A 24,545-nucleotide genomic window follows, 5' to 3' on the forward strand; every position below is an offset into this window, starting at 1 on the left:
AAAGTTCCTTCTAGTTTATAACCATGGAAGTGTTAAAATAGCCTCTATGAGTTTTAACGTATTAGTGGCCGAACCAGATTTTGAACTTAGTGATATTTATGTCTTGGGAATTGAGAACGCTTTCCAAGGTGTGAATGTCGTTCGTGTTTCTAACTTTAAGGAATTAAAGGCGAAGCTTCAGTCATCTAAAAATTATAAGCTTATCATTTCTGATTACTTCCGAGAAGGGGATGAAGATATCTTCTCTTTTTGTGATGCGATTGATTGTAATATTCCATCACTTATCATTACTTCTTATACGGAAGCAGAATTTATTAATTTTGAAAGAGATATTACTTATCACAAGAAAAGAGAGCATCTGCCAAAGCCATTTTCATTTGTTAAATTTGAAAAACTCTTAACACAACTTGGTGGGATTTCGACTTTTGTTCAATCCAGTAGTGCGTATAAGAAGATCAACACTGAGTACTTCCTTAGAGGTACACTGGCCATTTGTGATACTTACGTAAAACTTAGCGATTCAAAATTTGTAAAAGTTATTCATCGCGGAGACACATTCACAATTTCTCAAATTGAAAGCTACCTCGATCGTGATATTAATTATCTCTATATAAATAAAGACGATATTGATGAATACGTGAAGAAGGCCGGAGAGGTTTCATTTTTAAAATATGACCCTTCCACTCCAGCTGAGCACTTAGATATTGCTCAAAAGTCTATGATGACACTTAAGCGTCTGGTTGGCCGCTACGGAATTAGCACTGGAACGAGCACTGTGGTAGATAGCTATGTTTCAAATATTTCAAAACTTTCGCAGGGAAGTCTTAAGCTTAAGGCCCTTTTAAAAGAGCGCGAGAATATGACTAACTACCTCTATGACCACTGCTATCTGACAAGCCTCTTTGGGGTTGAGATTTTAAAGCAGCTAGCATGGGGGAAAAAAGATAATATAGAAACCATAATCCGTACATCAGTGTTTCACGATCTTCTTCTTGAAGATGAAAGCTTGGCCCGTATTTCTTCCCAAGAAGAGCTACTTAAGGCGGAGTTGTCTGATTATGATAAGAATGTGGTTCTGGGACATGGCCGCTTAATGAGTGAGATACTTGAGAAGGAAGGCCTAACTGATCAGAATATGTATGAGATTCTAATCAATCATCATGAAAGGCCAGATGGTTCAGGTTTTCCTCGTGGATTATATGCCAATCAAATCAAGCCACTAACGGCCGTCTTTATTGTCGCCCATGAGCTTGCTAAGCAAATAGAGCTGCGCAACTACAACCTCGACGAAAACCGTTCAATTTATCAGTACTTAGCGGATCATTTCGGACAGGATCACTTTGAAAAAATCATCAAAATTGTCGATAAAATCTTAAAATAATGATAGGGTGCATCTTATTATTTACTCGTAAGATCGGAATATTTCGTGGCCACTAAATATATTTTAGGTATTGAAACAAGTTGTGATGACACATCAGTTGCAGTTCTCAAAGGAGATCCTGATAAGATTTCTCTAGGTGAGGTTCCTGAAGTGTTGGCCTTTGAGTTATTTTCTCAAGAACAAATGCTTGCTCAATGGGGCGGTGTTGTTCCAGAAATTGCCTCACGAAATCACCTTGAAAAGCTAGCTCCTCTTATTAAGCAAACAATTGCTAAGGCGGGTGTGAATCTTTCAGATATCGACCTTGTTGGCGTGACAACTTTTCCAGGGCTTCTTGGGCCACTTTTAACGGGACTTAATGCTGCTAAGACAATTTCTCTTTTAAAGAAAGTTGATCTCTTTGCAGTAAACCACCTCTTTGCTCACCTTGAAGCGATTCATCTGACAGAGAAAGTCTCATATCCATATTTAGGACTTTTAGTCAGCGGGGGACATAGTCTCTACACTCTTGTGACAGCAAGTGATGAGATTGAAGTTCTTGGCTCGACAATTGATGATGCCGCAGGTGAAGCCTATGACAAGGGTGGAAAGCTTATGGGGCTTGGATATCCAGCTGGCCGTATTATTGATGACCTTGCTAAAGAAGGTGATATCAATCGCTTCGAATTCCCAATTGGCCTAAAGGCATCAAAAGATTGTAACCTAAGCTTTTCGGGAGTGAAGACGTCTTTAAGAACATTCCTTGATAAGAATCCTCAGTATCTTGTGAAGTCGCCGGAAGATATCAATCAAGATACTAAAGATATTTGTGCTTCTTATCAGCACGCCATTGTTTCAGCTCTTAAGCTTAAACTTCGCTACGCCCTTGAGGCCGCAAAAGAGAAGGGATTTAATAACCTTCCAATTGTTGTTGGAGGTGGAGTTGCTTGCAATAGCTATCTAAGACAAGTTTTAAAAGAAAAGTATAAGCAAGTGCATTTTGTGCAGCCAAAATTCTGTACTGACAACGGTGCCATGATCGCAAATTATGCTTTTAGAAATTATAGTAGTCGTATTCAATATCCGGACACGCTAAGTATCGATGCGAGATCACGATTTATTAATAAGAAAGAACATAGGAAGGCCTAGTCATGGATGAGTCAAAAACAAAACTACCTTGGGCCAATAAAGATCTCGGTCAGCACTTTTTAAATAATCAAAATATTATTTCAAAAATTACAGACGACTTTGCTGGTTCAGCTGGCAATATTATTGAAGTCGGGCCAGGCCCAGGAATTTTAACTAAGAATTTAGCTGCTCATAATGAAAATCTTCATGTGGTTGAAAAAGATGAGCGCATGATTGAATATCTTGCGCCAATAGTTAAGGCCGAAAATATTAATTTTACAGATGCCTTGGCGTTTGATTTTGAAGCCTTCATCGTTGAAAAGGGATTAGGGGATAAGACATGGCTAGTTTCAAACCTACCGTATAATATTTCGACCCCACTTCTTCTAAAATTCTTACAGACACCGTCTATTAAATATATGACACTGATGTTTCAAAAAGAAGTCGCTGATAAGGTCTTTGCCTTTGCTTCAAAGAAGAACTTCATGGGTTCACTAATGGCCTTATCACAAACATATTTTAAGACTTCTCTTCTTGTAAAAGCGCCTCCCGGTGCCTTTACTCCTCCGCCAAAGGTTGACTCAGCTGTTATTAGTTTTGAGCGCTTGGAGAGTCCAGTAATTCCTCTTTCTGAGTTTACGAAGTTTGAGAAGTTTTTAAGAGCAGTCTTTCAATTTAAGAGAAAACAGCTTGGAAAGGTTCTAAAGACTTATGCTCCAGTGGATAAAATTGAACAGGCCTTGGCCAAAATCAATCAGCCTTTGACAGTTAGAGCAGAAGCGCTAAAATTAGAGGACCTTCAAAATTTATATAAGCATTTAAATGAGTAAATAATGGGAAAGAAAATCATAGCCAAAAATAAGAGAGCGAAGTTCGATTATCAATTACTTGAACTTTACGAAGCAGGAATGTCCTTAGTGGGAACTGAGGTAAAGTCCCTACGTGCGGGAAAGGTCTCAATTGGTGAGGCCCATATTACAATTGATAAGAACGGCGAAGTTTGGGCCAATAATATCAAAATTCCTGAATATGAATTTGGAAATCAATTCAATCACGAAGAAGCGAGAAAGAGAAAGCTACTTTTACATGAAAAAGAGATTGCTGAGATTGCTCACCGTGCAAAGGCCGAAAGGCTTACTATTGTTCCAACGATTATCTATTTTAAAGGCTCACGTGTTAAGCTTGAAATCGCCCTAGCAAAAGGGAAGAAGCTTCATGATAAGAGATCTGATCAGCAGAAAAAAGATGTGGAAAGAAAGTTAAGAAGAGGGGACTATCAGTAAAAACTGAGGCCCCCTTATTATTTTTAGTGTGTCATTTTTTGATACATTTTATCGAAGTACTCGTCGTTTACCCCTGAATAAATTCCATCGCGATCTTTTTTATACCACTCAGGTGATTGGTCACTTGTATGGCAACCAAGACACTTATTCTTAATAGCGGCCTTTGTATGGGCCTTCTTTTGAGTCTCATCTTCAATTGCAAAGGGATGATCTGTAACCATAGCGTGACAGTTTAGACATTGTACATTGGCAAATGAGTGTTCCACTTTGTGTTTCTCATTGGCCTTATCCCATGCAACGCGAATTGATTTAATCTTCTTAGAGTCAAGCTTACGAACAGAGGTCACACCACTAAAGGCCTTTGTTACATCCTGCCAGTACTTGTCTTTGTGGGCCTTAAATTTAGCATCACTTGTTTTTAAATCTTTAAAGTGCACAATATCATTATGATTGATATAACCACCTTCTTCATTCATTCCAAGAGAGTGGCATTGCATACAGCTTGTTTTATTCTCTTCCTTGGCAATTATAAGTGTTCCAAAAGATATCGCGTGAGGTGTCTTTGCCCAATGATCACCTTGATCAGAGTGACACTCAAGACAGCTCTTAGTATCTGCAAGCTTCTTGATTCCAGTGTCAGCAAAACTTAGACTCTTTTGTTCCTGGTCACGAATCTTATCAAGCTCTTGCTTGTGATTATTAATAAATGTTGTGAATGGATTATTTGGAATTTTTTCTCCCAATTGCTCGCGCATCTCATGGTAAGAGAATTCCTTTTCTAGCTTTTCAGCTCCTGCAGAGAAGGCGACTTCTCCTAAGTAGTGATTCTTAGAAAGAACTTGTACAATTTGGGTATTTCCTACATCGATTGAGTAATTTGTGAAGCTTTGTGAGTGAGAGCCAATAATCCAGTCAATGACAGGATATGCTTCAGCAAATTTCTTATCATAATCAAGTCCAGCGTGAGACATTAAAACCAGCTTATGAAGTGGATTCTTTTCGTCAAAGCCTGCTTCTTTAAGTTTGGCTATTGTGTCCTTAAAGCTCTTAACTGGGTTAACAAATAGGTTTCTGTACTCAGGTTGTAAAGTGCCCCCGGCCACGATACCTGTTAGAAAAATTGTACTCTTTCCAAAGCTAATCTTAGCAAATTCTTGATGGGGTAGAGTGTTTTTATCAGCAAGGTTTGAAACGAGAACTTTAAAGCTGACTTGAGAAAGAACTTCTTTGTAGAAATCGAGTCCCGCCGCTAAATCCTGATCACCTGGAAGTGTATACTTAAGTCCCAGTTTATCTAAACCCTTTGCTAGTGAGACCGCTGCAAACTTTTGAGACTTTTCAATATGTCCTGGTACAACAGATGAAGGAAAGAGCATATCTCCTGTATCGATATAGAGGTATTGATGATCTTTTTTAAATTCACTCATAAAGCCCGCTACCTGAGGGAGGCCTCCTAGTGGAAATTGGCGACATCCACACGGGTGTGTTTCGCCTGAGATTGAGTGAGAAAATAGAATGGAAAACTTCGGTCCTTCAATCTTTATCTCTTCACTGTCTCGGTCTAAGTCAATAATACTTTGGCAAGAAAGTGCAAAGGTTAAGCTTAGGAGTCCTAAAATTCGTTTCATTATTTACATACCTTATTTTTTATAACTCGCTAATAACTTCTTAGCAGTAGGGACGTGACGGCTTTTTGGAAATGATTTAAGCATTTCTTCAAGAGTCACAATTGCCTGTTCTGTTTGGCCTTGTCTCTTAAACGTTCTTGCTAGATATACTAGCCCGTTACCGTTGTAAGCAGAATTTGGCATTGATGTATAAAGAGTTGAGAAATATGTGACTGCATCGTCATTTCTCTTTTGAATATAAGAAATCATTCCTAGATTGTGAATGATACGACCGCGTCTCTTTCCTTTAATTTTACCTTCTTTAAAAAGTTTCTCTAGAATCGGACGTGCTTCGCTATACTTGCCTTTTCCATAAAGGAACATTGCCTGATCATAAGGTGAGCGGTTCTTTGCTTTTGCTAATTTTTTTCGCTTACTTTCTTTTTTTTTTAACAGTGCGAGCACTTCTTTAATGAATTTATCCTGTTCTTCGATCTTAGCAGTAAGCTTTGTAACTTCATCTGTTAGGGCAGTATTTTGTTCTTCAAGTTTTAGAAGTTTTTGATCAACAATTTCAAGCTTTTGATCTTTTCCATTAGTGTACTCTTCAAGTTGTCCTTGGAATTGGAGAACACTGTCTTGCAGTTCCTGCATTTTTGAAAGAGAGTCTGCATTAAGCTTTTGGCTCTGTTGCATTTGGACAGACATTGTATTTATTTTTTGTTCGCGCTCAATTTGTTCTTGCGTTTTACAAGAGGTCATTGAAGCGGCCATTAATGTAGTTAATGTAATTGTAGTAATTAGGGAAGTTTTCTTCATGAGAAATTCTCCGAATAAGATATATTAAATGCTATCGAGTGTTTTCTTACGATATGCCTTGAACTCGGCCTTTTCTGAGAATTGCTTAGAAAGAATGGCGTACTTCTTAGCTTTATTAAAGAATTTTCTCTTGTAGCTTGATTTCGCTTTTAAGTAGTAGAATTCGGCCTTTCGGTAGAGGTTAGGAGCGAGTGTTTGTCCGCCAGCTTCCTTGGCCGCAAGGAAAGCAACCTGTGCATAAGTCATTTCTAACTTCGGGCGTACGGTCGTAAGACCGCAGCTTCCCAAAGATAGAAGTAAAATTAAAAATGTGATCTTATTTTTTAATTTTTTCATTTTTTAAAGATTACTTTGCAATAATTACGAAGTTTCCTCTTCTGTTTTGTGACCAAGAATCTTCATTGTGACCAAAAGAAATAGGTCTCTCTTTCCCGTAAGAAGTAGTTGAGATTCTAGATGCATCAACACCAAGAGCTACCAGGTAGTTCTTAATTGCACGTGCACGGTTTTCACCAAGTGCCATGTTGTACTCACGTCCACCTCTTTCATCAGCGTGACCTTCTACTTGTACTTCAACAGAAGTATTTTCTTTTAAGAAGTCAGCATTTGCTTCAAGAGTGGACTTTGTTGATGAGCTTAGTCCTGAAGAGTTAAATGCGAAATAAACAGTTCTAAGAGTACCTGCTTTACCAGAGTCTGAGTCACCATTTACTTCAAGTGAAGCATTGTTGTAATCAACAGATTCTACAGAAGATGTTTCATCAGTTTTTGACGATGAACCACATGAAGTCATAACTAGTGCAGAACCTAAAAGTAATAGTGTAAAAAGCTTTTTCATTTGTTCCCCCTTTCCATTTATGTAGAGTTTTTATTGTAAATTGGAAAATAGCTATACTTTAAAAGTATATAATAAATTTAGGTGTTTAGATACCGGCAGAAAAGGAGATTTCATTGGAGTGTTTTACTCTGTTTATTAATAACCCGTACTTAATTGTGTTTCTTTTAATAAAATTGTCTATTTTTCAAAACAAGAAAATTTTCTAATATCTGCCAAGAATTTAAGTAAAGAAAAGTTAAAGTTTGAGAAGAGCTATTTACAATGTGAATCAGTCAAAATAATGTTTATTTGAGGTTATTGAAAAGTCCTTATCTTGTGTGTAAAAGCCTGGCCGCCGTCTTTTCCTGTCTCTGCTTAAGTTGCGGCCAGGCATTTTTTCAATCCTCAAAATTTAAATTTAATCTCAAATTGCTTTAATACTCCTCACAAATTTTAGACGCAAATGAGACTGTTGGTTTTACCAATGGCCTTGTATTTGTGCACTAAGTTAGTCTTTTGATCTACTAAAAGAAGGGGAGAATATGAGTACAATCGGAATTAGTAAAAAATTAGTTATTTTATCACTTATGGCCGTTGCTTCACATGCAACATTACCTGATGAGATCGATTATCAAAAGTATTCAAAACTTTATGATAATTCAAAAACTCAAAGTCAGTCAGCGAAAATCAAAGTAGAAGAGCTTAAATCTGAAGTCTTAAAGATGACAGAGATGCTTGAAGTAAATACTCAAGATCTTGAGTTAACGATGAAGATTGTTGCAGATGCTACCGCTATGATCGATGAGTTGAGTGGAGAGAGTGAAATTCTTGAAGTGAACTTAAGTGAATTAGTAAGAGAGCAAGGGCAAATTGAAGAAATCTTAGCTTCTGTTAAAAAGGAGCTTAGTGAAGGTAGGGTTATCGTTAATAATAATGAGGCCATGCTAGCGTCATTAAAGAAGAGTGTTGAGGTTGAACAGTCTATCTTAAAAGAAGTAATGACGGAGTTAGAGTCCAATAAGACTTTAAGTAAAGAGAACGAAGATAAGCTTATTTCTCTAAAAGCAAGAGTGACACTCTTAGGAAAACAAACAGAAAATAAAGCAGTTGAAGTAAAGAGTTTAACGAAAGACTATAGTAGTATTTTAAAGGAAGTATCTGCTAATAAGAAGAAACTAGGGCTCGTGGTACCAAAGGTAAGACCTCTAGAGTTAGAAATGGAAAAGCTTGATACTTATATTGTAAGAAAGAGAGAGATCTATCGTGCAGCAAAGCTAAGAGCGGAAGATATCAATATTGAATATAATGAGCAAACAAGCTCAATTCGTCCTTTACTGAGAAAGAGAGATACTATTCTATCTAATATCAGTGTCGAAAAAAAAGAATATGCAAAATCACATGTCGCACTAATTAAGTACCAAGAAGTAATGGACTCAATTAAGGTTGAAGCCAGTGCATACAAAGCGGAGATGGAACGAATCGATGCTGATCAATCAATTAAGAAGCATGAATTAGAAAAAATTGAAATCGACTTACTTCAATTAGGTGATAATCAAACTTCTGAAAGAAGAATTCTTTTGGCCAAGAAGCTTGAAGTAGAAGGGGAGATTAAGGTCTTAGATGATGAATATGATGTCATTAAGAGTAAACTTTCAGTTGTTGAATATAAGATTAAAGATGGTGGTTTAAAGTTAATGCATCTTGGAAAGCAATATGAAAGTGCTGAAAAGAAGCTTAGATATCAGGAATCTCTTCTTGTGGCAGTTGATAAAAGGATTATTAGGGCGGCCCCAAAGTTTAAACAGCTTGAAGCTTCTTTAGAAGAAGCAAGGCTTGAGTTAAAGCGTTCACAAGATGACCTTGGTGTTTCGATAGCAGAATACGAAGAGGTAAAGCATCAGCTTAGACTTGTGAATGGAGAAATTGAAGCCCTTAATGAGGAGAAAGATACTCTTAGAAAGAAAGAGCTTCTTGCTAAAGATAAGCTAAGAGTTGTTCAAGTATCTCTTAAAGAATTAAAAGAAGATCATCTTAATACTCAAAACAAATTAGTTGAAACTGAAGTGAACTCTGGCAAACTTGCTAGAAATCACACGACGCTTGAAGCAAAGCGTGACTTACAACAGAAGAAAATCGCTGGTATTAATGATAAGATTTTCGAAACACAAAAAATGTCTCAAGATGCTCTTAAGAGAAGCGAAGAGTTAAATATTATCGCATCGACAAAAGAGAAGAGAATGTCTGAGCTTGTGGATGAAGTCTTAACGACTCGTTCTCGTCTAAGAACGAATACTGCTGCAATTGTAGAAAACCAGGCCGAGTTAAATGCAGGTCTAGAATTAATTGATAAACTTGAAAAAGAAAATGCTGAACTTACGTTAAGAAGAACGAATGCTGAAGATACCCTAATTATTTCTGAAGCAAGAGCTAATGAATTAGAGCAAACAACACAGGATGCTCGTATTCAGTATGAAACTCGTCAAAACCTATACAATGAATATGTTAGTGAATCAAAAGTTCTCGGACAAGTCGATGCTATCACTGACGGTGCAAGTATAGGTTCAGAGACAGCATCTGCTGATGCAATGGCCGATGCTAATAAATATGGTGGCATGAATGGGCAAAATGTTGGTGCGCTTGATAGCTACCTTGTTGGGCTAAGTGAAGGTCTAGAACAAGGTAAGACTGATGGTTATAATCAAGGTGTAAACTCACAAGAGGACTATGATCTTGGCCATGAGGAAGGTTATGCAATCGGATTACAGAATGCTAAGAATATTGCAATGGAAGAAGATTTTCATGCTGCCTTTACGCAAGCTAAAGAATTAAAAATGTCAGTCCTTCCAAATGATCATGTTGTTCTTACAAATAAGGTTCAGGAAAGAGAATTCTTTATGAGCACTTCTGAGCTGCTAAATTTTGTAAGTTTCGAAGAAGACGGCCACTCAGATGATGTACCTTTTAATTTAGGTGATTCAAAAGAAACATATGAAGAAGAGGTTGTTCGTATTGAAAATCAGATTGAAGCTCTTACAAGTAATATCGAAGAGATTAAAGGAAGCGCGGAATATGTTTATACTGCTCCGACTAAGATTACTGAAGGGAAGGCGAAGTTACGTTGTCAAAGCGTATATAAACAAGTCTCAGAATTAAGAGCGATTTGTGAAGATTCATATCATGAAATTTATGGCCAAGAATTCTTAGCCTCACACCGTAAGGTTTATTTTGAAGAGTATGACCAATTATTTGTTGATGCCAGAGAAGAAGCGAGAACTAATGATCACGCAGAAGCTCATAAGCAAGGTCTTGATCGTGGTCACCGTTATGGGTTTGGTGATGCAATGATTGAAGGTCAGAGAGTTGCATTTGAAAATGGCAAGAAAGATGGTGCGGCACTGGCCCAAGATGAAAACCTAGGTACACTTCGTGAGCAAATGGCCATTGAAGGGAAGGAAAAAGGGACTACTCTTTTTGAAGATCATGCTGTTGTAAGAATTGATAAATCTAGAGGAGCGATTCTAACAAGTGGTGATCCTAGAGGACTTGCTCAAGATAGTAATTTTGGAGTTGGTCTAGGACTTGTGAACTTTGGAAAGGTTGCAAGTGAGAAAGGTGTTATCTCTGCGAAGGTTATTTCAACAAGTGATAATATTGAGGTCTTTGATAAGAAGGTTAATCTAGCTGAACTTCCAGCCGAATCAAAGATTGATCTAAAAGATGTTATCTTTGCAAAGATTACCAATAATGCAAAACCTGGCTCTATTGTAAGTATGGATATTGAGCTGACTTATCCTGGTGATAGCTTAAAGGATAAGTATACAGAAGTGACAACTTTCAAATCTGTTGTTCTGCCTAATCCAGATATTAGATATGCAGTTGCTTTTGATGAGACTGTTGAGTATGGAAAGTGTTGGCTAGTTTGTAAGTATAAATCTCACGATATTAAGTTCCAACTCAAAGGAGTTCGTGACAATATTCCAGGTGAATTTCAAGTTAAACTTGATGTTCTTGAAGGTGGTAAGTACCTTGAATTAAACGAGACTATTGCAAAAATGCCAGTTCCTGGTCAAGGCAAGATCGAGTCAGGTAAATTCTCTTATAAGTTTAAAGAGAAGGCCGCAGGGAAAGAGTTAAAGTTCAAAATGGATGTCCTCTATAAGGGGAGCGTACTGCATACCAAAGTTTTCAATGTTAAAGTGAAGTAATGTCAAAAGGGCCCACTTAATAATAGGTGGGCCTTTTTGGCCTTTATTTCTTGTAAATAATTCAAACAATAATGTCATTTTCTTATAAAATCTTACAATTGTATTAGTTAATTAATTTCTTTTTAAAGAACCCTCAACATTCCCAAAAGGGAATTATAAAACACTTCTTATCAAAGTGATCAAAAGGAGAGGGAATCATGATGAGATCAAATGCACTAAGCAGAAATGTTGTTTTATTGTCAGTTATGGCCATGGCGGCCAGTGCACATGCGGGGCTACCAGACGAAATTGACTACCGTACTTATCTTTCGACTTACAACTCAGCTAAATCCCAAAGTGATGCGGCCAGAATGTCTGCCACTCAAATCAGTGATCTTATCCAAGAACTAGCGGCCAGACTTGAGGCCAATGGAAGCGAAATTTCAATCTCTAAGAGAGAGATCGAAGAGGCCATCGCTGTTGTTTCAGACTTAAATGCACAGAATATGAACCTAGAGACAACAATCTCTGAATTAAGTTTTGAAAACCAAGGGCTAGAGCAGGAGCTTCAAAGACTTGCTGATTCGCTCGATGATGTAAATAGCGATATCAATCGCACTGAGTCTGAGCTTGCAGGTCCTCGAAATACAGCTCGTAACCTAAGGCGTGCCCTCGATTCAGTTCTTTCAAGCCTTAGAACAAATGATGATCGCCTAGGCAACGCGCAAAAGAAATTAGATCGTACAAGAAATGAGATCAAATCATTAGAGTCAAATATCTCAAAAGCAATTGATGAGCGTGACCGCTTAAATATCAAGCTTCCAAAAATCCAAGAAGAAATGAAATCGAAGAAACAAGACCTTACTCAGGCAACTTCTAAGGTTTCAACGTTTGAGTCACAAGTAGCAAATGCTCGCACAAAACTTCAAGCTGCAAATACTGAAGTAAGTGAGGCCCAAGCTAAGGTTACTCAAATCGAAAATAAAATCTCAAAGCAAGAGCAAGCTGTTAAGCCTCTTGTTCAGAAGAGAAGTAATTTACAATCTCAATTAAGTTCAGCTCAAACAGCTCTCTCTGCTAAATCAAGTGAGCTAGAAAAGGCGAAGAGTGAGCTTGAGAGTGCCAAATCACAAATTGATGGCCTTAAATCACAAAGAGAAACTCTTGCTTCTCAAAAGACTAATCTTGAAAAGAAGAGATCGGCACTAGAAGCTGAAATGCAACAAGTAGAACAGGCCCTTAGGGATTTAATGGCAGGTGATCGAAATGACCGTGGAAATGCTAATCAAATTAAGAACCTGAGAGAGCGTCGTAAAATTCTAAGAGACAAAATTCAACAAACGAAAACACGTCTAACAAAGGTTGTTGGTGATTTTGAACAAGTTAATAAGAAGATTACGAAGGCACAAAGTACAATCAATGGAGGAAGTAGTAAGATTGCTATCCTTGAGTCAGAAGTTAATAGAAAAAAAGGTGAGGTTAGAAACCTACGTCAAGATATCAAGGCCGTTGAGGCCGAAATCGCGCAAGCCGCTCCTCAGCTTGAAAAGCTTAAGCAAAGGCTTACTTCTGCAAAGAGTGATCTAAATTCAACTAAGACTGCTCAAGCATCAGCAAAGTCAACTCTTGAAAAGGCACAAGCTAAGCTTGCACAGGTGAAGTCAGATATCAAACGCATTGAAGGTGATATTGCTTCTCTTAGAGATCAAAAGCAAAAAGCAACACAAAGAGTTGCACTAATCGACTCTGATCTTAAGAAATTTAGAAACGAGCTTAATCGCGAAAAGAATCAGTTTGAAACTCAACGCCGTGAAGTTGGCACTCTAAGAAATACGCAAAAGGCACTTGTTGCGGAACGTGATTCATACCAGAGAAGACTTTCTGTGGTTGAGTCAGATATTAAGCTACTTGTTGATCGTCTTGATTCACTTCACGTAACAAGACTTGAATTTGAAGAACAATCTCAAGCCAGAAGTGAAAGACTGGTTGCTAATCAAAATATCATCGCTGACTCATCTCAGCGAATCATGCAAAACTCAAGTGTTATCGCATCGAAAAGATCTCAGATGGCAAGTAACGAAGATCGCATCGCTGATCTTGAAACTGAAAGAAGCCGTCTATTAGAAGACAAGCTTGTCAAAGAAGAAGAGTTTGCAAGAGCAGATACTGTAGCAAGTGATCTTGAAGATATCACGAATGAGAAGTACCAAGCTTACCAAAGCCGTAGCAATCTTTATGTTCAATATGAAAGAGATGCAAAAGCTCTTGGAGCATCTCAAGGTGAGGCTGCTGGAGCAACAGCAGGAGAGTATAAGGCAAGTGCCGATGTCCAAGAAGATGCAAACTTCTTTGGAAGTGCAAACGGTAAAAAACTAGGTGAGCTACGTGGCTACCTTGCAGGCCTTAAAGACGGTAAAGAAGACGGGCTAACAAAAGGTTATGAAGCCGGTGTTAACTCTCAAGCAAGTTATGATGAAGGTTTTGCAAAGGGGTATGAGGCCGGTGTTGCTAAGGCCAAGAGTCTAGCAAAAGCACAAGAATTCCCAAGAGGATATGAGCAAGTTAAGAGTGAGTCTTTCTCAAGTAAACCAGCAAATAGAGTGATGTTATCAAATAGTGTTAACGGAAGTCTTTTCTTAGAAAAAGCCTTCTCAGTGGCACAAGAATTTGTTTCAACAAGCTTTGAAGCATTTGATTTTGTCGCTCCTGAATATTCTGCATCTCCTGAGTCTTTAAGCTCAGCTTTCAACTCTAAAGTTGATCAAGAGATCGCAAAGACAAAAAGAGAGATTGAATCTTATGAAAATGATCGTGCAAAAACAAAAGCGCTTCCTCAATATGCGTACACTGCGCCAACTCGCATCGATATCGATGAAGACTTCAAAAATTGCTTTGATGTTTACAAAGGTGTTAATGAGTTCAAGAAAGCATGTGGCGCCTCTTACGATGCCGCTTATAAAGCTGAATTTAATGTTAGCCACAAAGATACTTACTTCGCAGGCTATGTGGACTTCTTTGAGAGTTCTCGTGATGCCGCTGCCGCTGGTGATTTTGGGGCCGAAACGCAAAAAGGTTTCGACAAGGCCTACAAGACTGCCTTTGCTGAAGCTCGCTTAGAAGGTGAGGGTGTTGCCTTCAAAAATGGTGCAGCTGATGGCCAGGAAGCTGGATTTGATGAGAATATCCAAGCAGCTAAAGAAGAAATGCTTGCTCTTGGTAAGTCACAAGCAAAGAAGCTATTTGCTAGTAACGCTGTTGTTCGCCTAAATCAAGCAGCTCAAACAAGTGTTAAAACTGAAGATGCAAAAGGTCTTACTCAAGATGGAAAATTCTCTGTCGGACTTGGGCTTGTAAACTTCGGAAAGCTTTCTTCAAACCGTGGGGCAATCAGTGCAAAAGTTGTAGCAGCGACTTCAAATGTTGAGATCGTAAATTCTCGAGCAAACTTAAGAGTACTACCTGCACAAGCACAAATTGAACTAACGGATGTTATTCAAGCTAAGGTTGCAAATAACGCTCGCCCGGGATCAGATATCGAAATGAAGATAGAGTTAACTTACCCTGGAGATGAGCTAAGTGGAAGCTACACTGAAATCGCGACATTTAATGCAAATGTTGTGGTTAACCCAGAAGTTCAAGTGGCCCTTGATTTTGAAGATAAGGTTAAGGATCGCAAGTGTACGCTAGGTCTATTTAACTGTAAGTTTAGAAGCCACGATGTAAAAGTGAAACTAACAGGATTACGTGATTTTGTTCCTGGAAGTTATGATGTTGCAATCAGCGTTCTAGAAGGTGACAAGTTTGTTGAACTAAAGAAGGGATCAACTAAGGTTGCAGCTCCTGGTCGCGGAGTAACAGCAACTGGTGCACTAACTTACAAGTTTAAGAAAAAGACAAAAGACGATAAGCTTAAGTTTAAAGTCGATGTTTCTTACAAAGGCGAGCTACTTCAGTCCAAAGTATTCGATGTAAGAGCAAAATAGAAAAAAAGCCTCCGCAAGGGGGCTTTTTTTTTGCTAAGATTTTCCCATGAAAAAAATAATTCTCACTTCTTTATTTAGTCTTGCATCTTTTGCAAATAACTGTTCAAACCTTGAGGCCATTGCTGACACTTTTAAAAGTGACTTAAAGGCCGAGCTTGAAAAGACATTCTATCCTGAGGATGCTCGTGGCCAGGAGCAGTTTCGCGTGAAAGTGGGACAGAAGTTAGATTATTTAAAAAGTCTAAAGCACCAAGTTGATGTCTGCTATCAAGATTATCAAATGAAAGATGAAGTTTATAATTGTAGTCTCTCGGCAGATCTACTTAAGTCTCGACATCCAGGTGGCCTTACGACAAGTTACACCAATGCTCTTTCAACAGACGGGGATTGCATGGCCTATCTTTTTCTAGGCCATACCATGACTCGTAACTCTTCGGGCAAGGTGATTTTAAAAAGCCTTGGTGGAAAATTTGAAATCAACACGCTTTATAAGTGTCATGGTGATTACACCAATGAGGAAAACTCATTTCGTAAAATGATTCTCTCTGGGGATAATTTCTTTGTGATGGATCAGTATGTGATTTATCGAACAGATGTGAAGGTACTTGGAAAGAAGTATGTGTCACAAAATCTTCTTGCCGTGGAGTATATGGATGAGGAGATTGTCTTTAACTACGGCAGCGCTGAACTTGTCATTTCAACAAAGGATGGTAGTGTGACTCGCACTAATTTCCTGACGATGGATGAGGTGAGTGAAGGAAAGTGTCAGACGGCCTTTAGTGAGAAAAATAATTCGATCTATCCGCGTACAAATATCGATGAAGCGCTCTGGGGATTTAGGTTAGAGTATGTCTCATACTAGTATGCGAATGAAGAAGGTTTTAATCACAGGCTTTGATGCCTTTGGAAATAATCTCATTAACCCTAGTGGCGAGGTGGTGGAAGCAACCACGGCCAATTACTCACATCTTGAGGTTCACAAATTAATTCTTCCGACGGTTTTTGAAAAGAGTCTGTCGATTCTTAAAAAGGAAGCCTTCTTCTTAAACCCCGATTTTATCATCTGCTTTGGCCTCAATGAAAAGGCGGCCGAGGTGAACCTCGAGGTCATCGCCCATAATTTAAATGATGCCAGAATTGCTGATAACGAAGGCAATTGTCCGGTGGGAGAGGCGATCTTTAAGGACGGGCCAGTAACGTATGATTCAACACTTCCACTAGGTGAGATTGAAGATGCCCTTTTGGCCGCGCAGATTCCTGTTGCCATCTCTCGCGACTGTGGCCGCTTTGTGTGCAATCACGTCTTCTACGGCATTCGCCACATTACCCAAGAGAAGGGCATGCGCGCCAAGGCCGGCTTCGTTCATCTACCAAGCTTTGAGACCATGGCGATGGCCCAGCAGGTTGAGGCGCTTGAGGTGATTCTCGCCGCGCTAAATTACTAGAGTCTTTTCTCTTTTAAAATTTCTTATTTCATTTTGGGAATATTTCGTTTTTGGAATGAGATTGGAGTAGCTTTCGTTAAATTCAATGTTTACGAGGGAGACTCTATGAAGAATTTGATGATTATTTTAAAGACTAGGAAATAGAAAATGAAATTTTCAAATAAAACGAGCTTATATTTATGGCCATGCCTTTTACTCTCACCAGTACTAGGATATTTCTATTCAATTAATTATTTACAGGGGAAGTTTAGCATAAGCATTTCAATCTTATTCTTTCTCATTGCATTTATGATTATCGTTTCAATATTTGGCCTCATTTACAATTCAATATTAGGACATGAGAGTGGGGTTAGTGTAGGAAAAATAACCCAATTTAATCAAGTTCGTTCACTATTGGATTTACTAGAATATTATGCTGGCGTTTCACATATTGTTGGTGCGATTACTGTTGCAGGTATAACTTTTTATTGTCTTGCTCTGAAAGGTACAAGTTTTGAATTAGGAATGGCCTTGGCCGTAATTGCTTCACTTTTTAGTGGTCTACTTTATCTCTTTGTTTCCCAGTTACTTGTGGATTTATTTAATTATAGATCAAAGAAAACTAAGGAGTAATAAGATGAAGGGGATGCATCACAGAAACTCTGGTAGGCTACAGCTTGGAAACTTGGAATAAATTATGAGAAATAAAACAATGAACAGCTTAATGGTTTACACTCCACTTATTGCAGCAGCATATTCTATGATAAAAAGTTATAGTGAGTATTCAACCCATGACAACTCAATTCTCATATGGATTTTTATTTTACTTGAGGCTTTGCTTTCTCTGTTTTCTGTATTTGCAATAGAACTCATTATTCTAGGGATAATCTATAACACTGTAAGAATTATGAAGCCTACAGTAAGAAATGATATAGAAAATTGTAATGAACTTGGCCCTCTATTTAAAAAGGTGGTTTTAAATTCTCACAATGTGGAAATACTTGGTTATATTTTGCTACTCAATCTATACCTATATAAGAATGTCGATTTAGAGCTCGGTTATATTCATGGAATTATTCAACCGCTACTTGCTGCAATTTTATTAGTATGTGCCCTAGTTCTAATTAAGAACCTGATCTACTTTGGTGCTTCTTTAGTTAATCTAGAAAATGTAGATGAAAAATAAAGATGTGCACAGCGTTGATTGTCGATGGATTTCTTTCCAGATATGAAATGCTGTGCTATACTGCCGCTTACGAATATTTGTTCCAAATATCCGCTAGTCAAAATCTCATGGGGGTGCCCTGGTTTCGACGGGATGGTTGACAGGTATCCGGGCGTGTCCAGGTTGGTCTCCACGGTCCTGGTAAAAAGGAGTCCACCGTTAATTGCAGACGATTATGCAATGCCAATGGCTGCCTAATTAATTAGGATTAGTCTTGTGAGGCGCTACTGCCAAGAAACAGAATGTAGCAATCCAGTTGAATCTGCTGGTTAACTAGGTTTCGAGCCTGCCGGGGCATCTCGTTAATCACTCACCGGGGTTCGCCGAGGTCACGTATCACGGACAGTCTTGTCTTCTGACGATAACCGAAGACTACGCACGTAGGCCGCTATCAAGACGTCATTTCGGACGTGGGTTCGATTCCCACCACCTCCACCATCGGATTCCGGTGGTGGAAGCCCTCTTTCCTTAAACATTATTAAAATCAGCTGCTTAATTACAGTAACTTGCGTTTAAATCGGACGTTGAGACCTGTCTGAACTTGTCTCAAACTGTCCCGATGTGGCTATTTGTGGCTAACTTTTTGGCTACATGCATTTTTGATGGACTATTCAGTGTAGCAAAATGCCAAAAAACGGCCAAAAAACGCAGTTAAGTTTCTGATTTTAAACAACTACTCAGTGTATCGGTCTGGGCCATTTAAACGGCGTTTTTACACAAAAGGAGTAGTTATGACGGCCAAGAAAAACGAGAAAAAACAGACAAAGAAAAAGAACAGAAGATGCGATCTAAAGGTCGAAACGAGAGAAGGGAAGCTTCTTAAGTACCTTCGAGAATCACGAAATTTATCAGTCAGAGCCGTAGGCAGAATCATGGGAATTTCTGAGTCTACGGTTTGCCATTCAGAAAATGGAAGGCGAGACCTCACTAAACAAATCATCGCAAGCTATCTTGATGTTTATGGTTACAGCTATGACGAATTCGAGAAGATGCTCCACGGCGATATTATTCTTCCTGAGAATATGCGTGGCGAATGTATCGAAATAATTAAAAGGCTTGAACCATCTAAACTAAGAGCTGTTAAGGCTTTTTTAAATACCTTCATCGGTTAATTGGAGGTAGCAATGGGAATTAAATACGACAGAGAAAAGAAACATTACGTGGTCACATACCATAGAAGGCATCCTGTAACGAAGCAATCTAAAAGCATAAGGCGTCAGGGAATTAAGACTAAGTATGAAGCGGAAAGGGTCTACAAAGAATTAATAATCAAGATGGGGGAGAAGTTTAACGAGAACCTTCATCCTCTTTGGCCCGATCTCGTTGAAAAGTTTTTAGACTACTACGCCAATTGTGGAATCGCTAAGAACACGCTTAAAAATTACGAGCAATGTATAAAAGCCAATACTTTTCATATTTGGGGAAAGAAAAGAATTAACGAATTTAGTACTTCTGAAATTAGAGATTTTATTTTAGATGACTGTGCTAAGTTTTCTGAGGCCCATCGAAAAAGTATGCTTAAGTATTTACGAGCTGTCTTTAGGTATGCAGTAGAGCATGACATCATTTATCGCGATCCTTGTCCCAGGCTTAAATTTAAAAAGAATGAGAAAATCAAAAAAATGCTTAAGGAAGAAGAAATAAAGATCCTTCTTAGAGAAGCACAAGAGAGAAACCATGAATGGTTTCCTGTCTGGGCAGTGGCCTGTTACACAGGACTTCGCAACGGAGAACTCTATGCTCTTAAGTGGGAGAACGTCGATTTTCAAAATAGGCTTATCTATATCACTCATTCTTGGAATAAGATTAATGGCCTTAAGACCACCAAGTCGGGGGATGATAGGGTCGTAGAAATTGCTCCTAGCCTTATGCCAGTTATCAAAGAGCTTTATGATAATAAAGAAGGGGAGTTTGTTCTTCCAAGGATTAGAGACTGGGAAACTGGCACTCAGGCAAAACCGTTAAAAGATTTCTTAAAAGAATTAAATCTCCCTCTTATTCGCTTTCATGATCTAAGAGCTTCATGGGCGACGATCATGCTTTCTAAAGGAATAGAGCCAATTAAGGTTATGTCTATGGGAGGTTGGAAGGATTTGAAGACGATGCAGATTTATATTCGCAAGTCAGGGATTCATATTCAGGGGATTACTAATAATTTAGATTTTTTATAGGAACCTTTTATGAGTGTTATTGTTTTTATTCTATTTTTTTTTAGGCTACGAAGATTATCATCGAGTTATGTTCCATTGCTAATATCTATCTACATGGGGTGGGCGTTTATACGCCTATCTCTTTGTATAATGTTTTAGAGCTATTTTTGAATGATCCAAACTTTTATGTCTAGGTTGGAATATTTAATAACTTCCTTCAAAAGCTTTAAGTATTCTCTATCTTTTTGAGACTTAGAGGTTATCAATGCTATACCTGGCTTCTTTTTTGATAAATAGGCATATTGAAGTGATTGGCCTATGGCTTCTCGCCATTTCTTAGCTCTGTCTACTTCGATTGCGTAAACATTCGTCACGCAGTCAATTCTTTTCAATTCCGTAATACCTCCTTGTAATTTACAAAATTTCTCATTGTAGGAGTCTTCACTTTTTCCTGTTGTGAGAATTTTAAGATGGGGATAATTACGATTTACATAGTCTTTAAAGTCTTTTCCATTACAGGTTTTCTTCCCAACTATATTTGATATCTTTTTTGCTAATGGAGAGGTGGGGTAGTCCCATCTCCCCTTTCTCTGTTTACATTCAATTAGGTCATTAGCACTGATATTAAGTGATAGTAGAGATGTAAACACTATAAAAAGAAAGTATTTCATATTAACCTTCAAATAGGTTAAGAAAGCCATCGTTATAATATGAAGAGTTTCTTTCTTTTTCTCTTTTTACAACTTTCTTTAAGAAAAATGAGTATTTGTACCAATCTTGCATACCTTTATGCCAACAGCTCCATACTTGTTTATCTATAAAACCTTTCTTGTACCAATAATATTGCTCGGAACATAAATTGATGTAGTCAAAAGTGGCAGCAATGTATGGAGGGATACGGCAGGGTTCGTCTTCAAACAAGTACTCCCATACTTCATCAAGTGACCTCTCGTTATTAACTTGGCTATTAATCTGTGTTTCAAATTCGATATGCAAGAGTTCTTCTAGGTGATCATTTAGCTCATCATAGCGTTCATTTAGTTGTGTGAACAATTCTCTCTTTGCATTTTCTTTATCAAGCTTATACTTCTGCCAATAGTATCCAAGTGCAATTAATGACGCTACAAATGAAGCAATTAATGTTTGATAATCTTTTATAGTATAATTAGACATTACTTATCCTTGAGTTCCTCTATTATTGAACCAAGTAACGCACCTCCTGCCGATGTGAGAATATATATTGGTATTCCGACTCCTATTCCTGCTGTAGCTACTCCAGCCATTTTAGTTCCACCAACGGTAGCCCCAATCGTCAGTCCTGCTAAAGCAAATCTAGCTGGCCATGCACGATCATCCCATGAATGCTTTTTTAGTAATCTGAAAAATCTGACTATTACATTAGAGGTAACTTTACTTCTTATAGTGATTTTTGTGATTCGTTTGATTTTTTCAGTGCGAGATATATCGTTACTATTTCTAATTACGTAAGCTTCATCTGCCCATGACTTTAATTCTTTTTGCTCTTCTTCTGTTAGGTTGCTAACTATTTTCTTGGCAAGATTACTCATAACTTCCTCTTTTCGTCTTTATTTCGCTTAGGCTGCCTTCTGGGCGTAAGTATTCTTGAATACTTCCACCTTTGTAATAAGGTTTATTAAGTTAGATTTTATTGAAGACCAGTCTTCTGATAGGTCTATATTCATAATATGGATATTATAGTCCCAAATATTATTTGAAACTTCGTAGGTCTGGTCAATCGTTGGATATAAAAGAATCCCTATTGCCTTTTCTTTACAACTCCGTCTTCTGTTTTCAAGATATGTCATGAGTTGCATTAAATATTTAGAATGAATCTTTTCTTGGCCATACATATTTTTAGTTAAAGTCTCTTTCTCGAATTTAGTGTCAATGATAATTCTTTGACCTGTTTTAAGAGAAACTAGTTCAATATCTGTTATTAAATAAGGAATAGTCTTGCTGTTTTTCAATGAGTTTTCGATCCCAACATATTGAGATTTACTGTTTTCAACTTTATGAGTTCCACTCAGTTCTTTTTGATAGAAGTTATAAACGAACTTCTCATATAACTTCCTCATTTTGTGAGGGGAACGGATAAAATCTATAAACTCATACTTACCGTTGGACTCGTTTTGAGATGTATTAGTTAAAATAAATGAACTTACAGATAGTAATAATTTATAAAATTGAAAGTTCTTAGGAAGTCTTATTGTTTCTATGTCTTTAGGTGCACTTGATAGGAGACTAACATTTTTTAATATTGAAAGAGTATTTTTAATTTCTATCGCAAGTTTAGGACATAAGTTATCAGAGCAGAACACTCTGTATAGGGCCGTTTTAATAATTCTATTTGGTTGATTATCTTCAGTGTATTCATCAAATTCACAAATTGCTTGGCATTTCAGAAATGTTTGCTTTTTTAGAGAATCACTAAAGTTTATCTTCCCTTTTATTGTCGCCGTTTGTTCGCTTCTTAAAAGATAATCTTTATAGAGACCTCTTTTAAGTTGGTAATTAACAGAAGAGTTTAGAATACTTCCAAGGAAGTCTAGGTCTTGTTCGTAACTATCTTTTGAGATTTGAATCTTATCTGCTTCGTCTAGGATATCCCAAGCGTATGTTAACATGTAATATAGGTTCTTTATTGGAATTTTACTCATTAACCAGCTCGTAGAAGTTCTTCAATCTCTTGTGTTGCTGTAGCCTCATTATCAAACCAATACTCTCGCAGGAGTGGTGCGATTTCTGTTTTTATTACTGATTGATACCATTTAAAATTATATGGTATATCCTCAGGAAGTGATGAGAAAAAGCTATGTCCGATAGCAAAACCTTCTCCCAGTTGTTTGTATTTGTTAATTATTTTTTCATTCAAACTGGTCATTCTTTGCACTATCATATTTGCGACATCGCTTGGCACACCATTGTCAATAAGATGACTGTGAAACTTTTTACTTTGGTATTCTGGTGATAGAGAAATAAAAGCAAATCGTCGTCTAAGTGCAAAATCAACCATCGCAAGTGATCTGTCTGCTGTATTCATCGTACCAATGACGTAGACATTATCAGGTATGAAGAAAGATTCATCATCTTCTGAATAAGTGAGCTTTATTGAATATTCTTCAAACCTTTTATCTGATTCAAGTAGCATCATAAGTTCACCAAATATTTTAGAAAGGTTCCCTCTGTTTATTTCATCAATAATAAAGAAGAACTTTTTATTTTTATTTTTACTAGCAGTTTTGCAAAAGTTGTAAAAAACACCGTCTCTTACTTCAAAAGTTCCATCTTTATTAGGTCGAATTCCTTGAATAAAGTCTTCATAAGAGTATGATTGATGAAACTGAACCATTTCAGTGACACTTGTATCTTTAGTCCCGTTAAAGAGCCAAGCGATTTTTTGTGCGATGAATGTTTTCCCAACACCCGGTGGCCCTTGAAGAATAATATTCTTTTTAATATTTAAAGCATCTATAATTGATTTAAGCTTGTTTTCTCCTAAAAACATAGTTTCAAGGGCCAGTTCAAAGTCATATACTGATTCTGCTTCTTCTTCAATCTCCTCTTCGAGTTGATGCTCCTTTTCTCCTTTTAGGGGTTCCTTAAGTGATATATTGTCATTGTAGGAAAGTAGTTCTTCTTTGTGTTTCCATATATTTTCGATAGCCTGTTCTGCTGAATGAAATTCTTCAAAGTTATCTTTGTTGATCTTAACATTTGAACCTGTTGCGATACCTGAATGAAAAGCATCTCCTCGTATGCTGAGAAAAAGCTGGTAAGCATGTTTATGTTTTGTTGATTCAGTAGGGTAGAGAGCTATCCAGCAGCGTTCTGAGCCGAATTGTGTAGAGCCTTTGAAGTTGTTGTAGTGATAACTATAGTCTTTGAGCCCTGACTGCTCTTTTAAAAAGTTCCCAATATTTTCGAGGTGGTTGTTAATTTTAGATTCTACTTCTTCATGGAAGTAGAAGGTATTAAACATTCTCGCAGGCTTTTTCCAATTAGAGAAAGAATCTCTTTTTTTTTCTTTGAACTCTTTAATAGCTTGTCTTGTGTCGCTAGGAGAATTTATAAATAATTTGGTATTATTATCTCGAATATTATCCATCATGTTATTAACAAGTTCTATAGTAATAGTCTCTCTTTTCTGGAGACGTAGTAAAACCTCCAGCCGAACAGCATTTACCATCCTAAGCTTTCCTTTTCTATTTACGCCTTTATCTCTGTATATGTTAGTAAGACTTACTATAAGCTCCTTATCCATATTGTTGATAAAATCGATTACTGCTTGAGGTTCTTGAAAATAGTGTTGAATCTTTTTTGCTTCTCTCTGTACATCAAGAATATGCTCTAAGATTTGGCTATTGTTGGTCATGTATACAGTTCCCTTTTTCAGATGAAATCTTAATCCCTTATCGGATTAGTTCTGTATTTATTTAGTCAATTTAACAGCATAACTTACTGGAAATATGTTAAGGTGCTTTTTTTGTACTGATAGAAATTACCTATTTCTGTGCAATATTAAGTAGTTCCTAAACACTAAATAA

General features: G+C 37.5%; 21 protein-coding genes and 1 other RNA gene. 13 read left to right on the forward strand and 9 right to left on the reverse strand.

Annotation, left to right across the window (positions count from 1 at the left end):
* Window positions 1-46: 46 nt before the first annotated feature.
* Genes M902_RS12790 through smpB form a run of 4 tightly spaced genes read left to right on the forward strand, consistent with a single transcriptional unit; the run spans window position 47 to window position 3,771 of the window.
* The gene (locus M902_RS12790; protein WP_021268723.1) at window positions 47-1,381 is read left to right on the forward strand and encodes an HD domain-containing phosphohydrolase; all 1,335 of its coding nucleotides are present in this window, start codon (window positions 47-49) and stop codon (window positions 1,379-1,381) included.
* A 45-nt stretch (window positions 1,382-1,426) separates the two neighbouring features.
* Window positions 1,427-2,509 carry a tRNA (adenosine(37)-N6)-threonylcarbamoyltransferase complex transferase subunit TsaD gene (gene tsaD / locus M902_RS12795; RefSeq protein ID WP_021268362.1) on the forward strand — a complete coding sequence of 361 codons (1,083 nt, stop codon included), beginning with the start codon at window positions 1,427-1,429 and terminating at the stop codon, window positions 2,507-2,509.
* 2 nt (window positions 2,510-2,511) lie between these two features.
* Complete coding sequence (gene rsmA, locus M902_RS12800; protein ID WP_021268445.1) at window positions 2,512-3,318, forward strand: 16S rRNA (adenine(1518)-N(6)/adenine(1519)-N(6))-dimethyltransferase RsmA; 807 nt, start codon at window positions 2,512-2,514, stop codon at window positions 3,316-3,318.
* A 3-nt stretch (window positions 3,319-3,321) separates the two neighbouring features.
* The gene (gene smpB, locus M902_RS12805) at window positions 3,322-3,771 is read left to right on the forward strand and encodes an SsrA-binding protein SmpB (protein WP_021268598.1); all 450 of its coding nucleotides are present in this window, start codon (window positions 3,322-3,324) and stop codon (window positions 3,769-3,771) included.
* Window positions 3,772-3,794: 23 nt separating this feature from the next.
* On the opposite strand, the gene M902_RS12810 is transcribed toward smpB, so the two are convergent.
* From M902_RS12810 to pal, 4 genes are read right to left on the reverse strand one after another with little or no spacing between them, the layout of a single operon-like run.
* Window positions 3,795-5,399: a multiheme c-type cytochrome gene (locus M902_RS12810; protein ID WP_021268495.1), complete on the reverse strand. Its 1,605-nt coding sequence runs from the start codon at window positions 5,397-5,399 to the stop codon at window positions 3,795-3,797.
* A gap of 12 nt (window positions 5,400-5,411) precedes the next feature.
* On the reverse strand, window positions 5,412-6,197 hold the full coding sequence (locus M902_RS12815; RefSeq protein ID WP_021268369.1) for a tol-pal system YbgF family protein: 786 nt from the start codon (window positions 6,195-6,197) through the stop codon (window positions 5,412-5,414).
* 24 nt (window positions 6,198-6,221) lie between these two features.
* Window positions 6,222-6,533 carry a DUF4398 domain-containing protein gene (locus tag M902_RS12820; protein ID WP_040314832.1) on the reverse strand — a complete coding sequence of 104 codons (312 nt, stop codon included), beginning with the start codon at window positions 6,531-6,533 and terminating at the stop codon, window positions 6,222-6,224.
* Window positions 6,534-6,543: 10 nt separating this feature from the next.
* On the reverse strand, window positions 6,544-7,035 hold the full coding sequence (pal, locus tag M902_RS12825; protein WP_021268044.1) for a peptidoglycan-associated lipoprotein Pal: 492 nt from the start codon (window positions 7,033-7,035) through the stop codon (window positions 6,544-6,546).
* A gap of 521 nt (window positions 7,036-7,556) precedes the next feature.
* Here pal and M902_RS12830 point away from each other — a divergent pair.
* The 9 genes from M902_RS12830 (at window position 7,557) to M902_RS12865 (ending at window position 20,001) form a co-directional block, all read left to right on the forward strand.
* Complete coding sequence (locus M902_RS12830; protein WP_021268180.1) at window positions 7,557-11,219, forward strand: hypothetical protein; 3,663 nt, start codon at window positions 7,557-7,559, stop codon at window positions 11,217-11,219.
* Between the two features lie 197 nt (window positions 11,220-11,416).
* Window positions 11,417-15,181 carry a hypothetical protein gene (locus tag M902_RS12835; RefSeq protein WP_021267825.1) on the forward strand — a complete coding sequence of 1,255 codons (3,765 nt, stop codon included), beginning with the start codon at window positions 11,417-11,419 and terminating at the stop codon, window positions 15,179-15,181.
* A 46-nt stretch (window positions 15,182-15,227) separates the two neighbouring features.
* Complete coding sequence (locus M902_RS12840; protein WP_021268718.1) at window positions 15,228-16,043, forward strand: hypothetical protein; 816 nt, start codon at window positions 15,228-15,230, stop codon at window positions 16,041-16,043.
* A 7-nt stretch (window positions 16,044-16,050) separates the two neighbouring features.
* Complete coding sequence (locus tag M902_RS12845; RefSeq protein WP_198011903.1) at window positions 16,051-16,626, forward strand: pyroglutamyl-peptidase I; 576 nt, start codon at window positions 16,051-16,053, stop codon at window positions 16,624-16,626.
* A 147-nt stretch (window positions 16,627-16,773) separates the two neighbouring features.
* Window positions 16,774-17,238 (forward strand): hypothetical protein, encoded by a 465-nt coding sequence (locus tag M902_RS12850; RefSeq protein WP_021268252.1) that lies wholly within the window; start codon window positions 16,774-16,776, stop codon window positions 17,236-17,238.
* 64 nt (window positions 17,239-17,302) lie between these two features.
* Window positions 17,303-17,791 (forward strand): hypothetical protein, encoded by a 489-nt coding sequence (locus M902_RS12855; RefSeq protein WP_021268305.1) that lies wholly within the window; start codon window positions 17,303-17,305, stop codon window positions 17,789-17,791.
* 109 nt (window positions 17,792-17,900) lie between these two features.
* Window positions 17,901-18,268: a transfer-messenger RNA gene (ssrA, locus tag M902_RS16385) on the forward strand.
* Between the two features lie 293 nt (window positions 18,269-18,561).
* Window positions 18,562-18,942: a helix-turn-helix transcriptional regulator gene (locus M902_RS12860; RefSeq protein WP_021268741.1), complete on the forward strand. Its 381-nt coding sequence runs from the start codon at window positions 18,562-18,564 to the stop codon at window positions 18,940-18,942.
* A gap of 12 nt (window positions 18,943-18,954) precedes the next feature.
* Window positions 18,955-20,001 (forward strand): site-specific integrase, encoded by a 1,047-nt coding sequence (locus M902_RS12865; RefSeq protein ID WP_040315063.1) that lies wholly within the window; start codon window positions 18,955-18,957, stop codon window positions 19,999-20,001.
* A gap of 140 nt (window positions 20,002-20,141) precedes the next feature.
* Here the strand turns inward: M902_RS12865 and M902_RS16150 are convergent, their stop codons facing one another.
* Genes M902_RS16150 through M902_RS16535 form a run of 5 tightly spaced genes read right to left on the reverse strand, consistent with a single transcriptional unit; the run spans window position 20,142 to window position 24,373 of the window.
* Window positions 20,142-20,651, reverse strand: coding sequence for a hypothetical protein (locus tag M902_RS16150; protein ID WP_021267870.1), 510 nt, complete (start codon window positions 20,649-20,651; stop codon window positions 20,142-20,144).
* A 1-nt stretch (window position 20,652) separates the two neighbouring features.
* Window positions 20,653-21,153, reverse strand: a complete 501-nt coding sequence (locus tag M902_RS12875; protein ID WP_021268207.1) for a hypothetical protein — start codon at window positions 21,151-21,153, stop codon at window positions 20,653-20,655.
* Window positions 21,153-21,548: a hypothetical protein gene (locus M902_RS12880; RefSeq protein WP_021268170.1), complete on the reverse strand. Its 396-nt coding sequence runs from the start codon at window positions 21,546-21,548 to the stop codon at window positions 21,153-21,155. Before M902_RS12880 ends, M902_RS12875 begins: the two co-directional genes overlap by 1 nt.
* Before the next feature lie 27 nt (window positions 21,549-21,575).
* Window positions 21,576-22,658, reverse strand: coding sequence for an McrBC 5-methylcytosine restriction system component (locus M902_RS12885; protein WP_021268443.1), 1,083 nt, complete (start codon window positions 22,656-22,658; stop codon window positions 21,576-21,578).
* Window positions 22,658-24,373, reverse strand: a complete 1,716-nt coding sequence (locus M902_RS16535) for an AAA family ATPase (protein ID WP_021268378.1) — start codon at window positions 24,371-24,373, stop codon at window positions 22,658-22,660. The genes M902_RS12885 and M902_RS16535 overlap by 1 nt, the downstream gene beginning before the upstream one ends.
* Window positions 24,374-24,545: the final 172 nt, after the last annotated feature.

This window comes from Bacteriovorax sp. BAL6_X (assembly GCF_000443995.1).
Taxonomy (GTDB): Bacteria; Bdellovibrionota; Bacteriovoracia; order Bacteriovoracales; family Bacteriovoracaceae; genus Halobacteriovorax_A.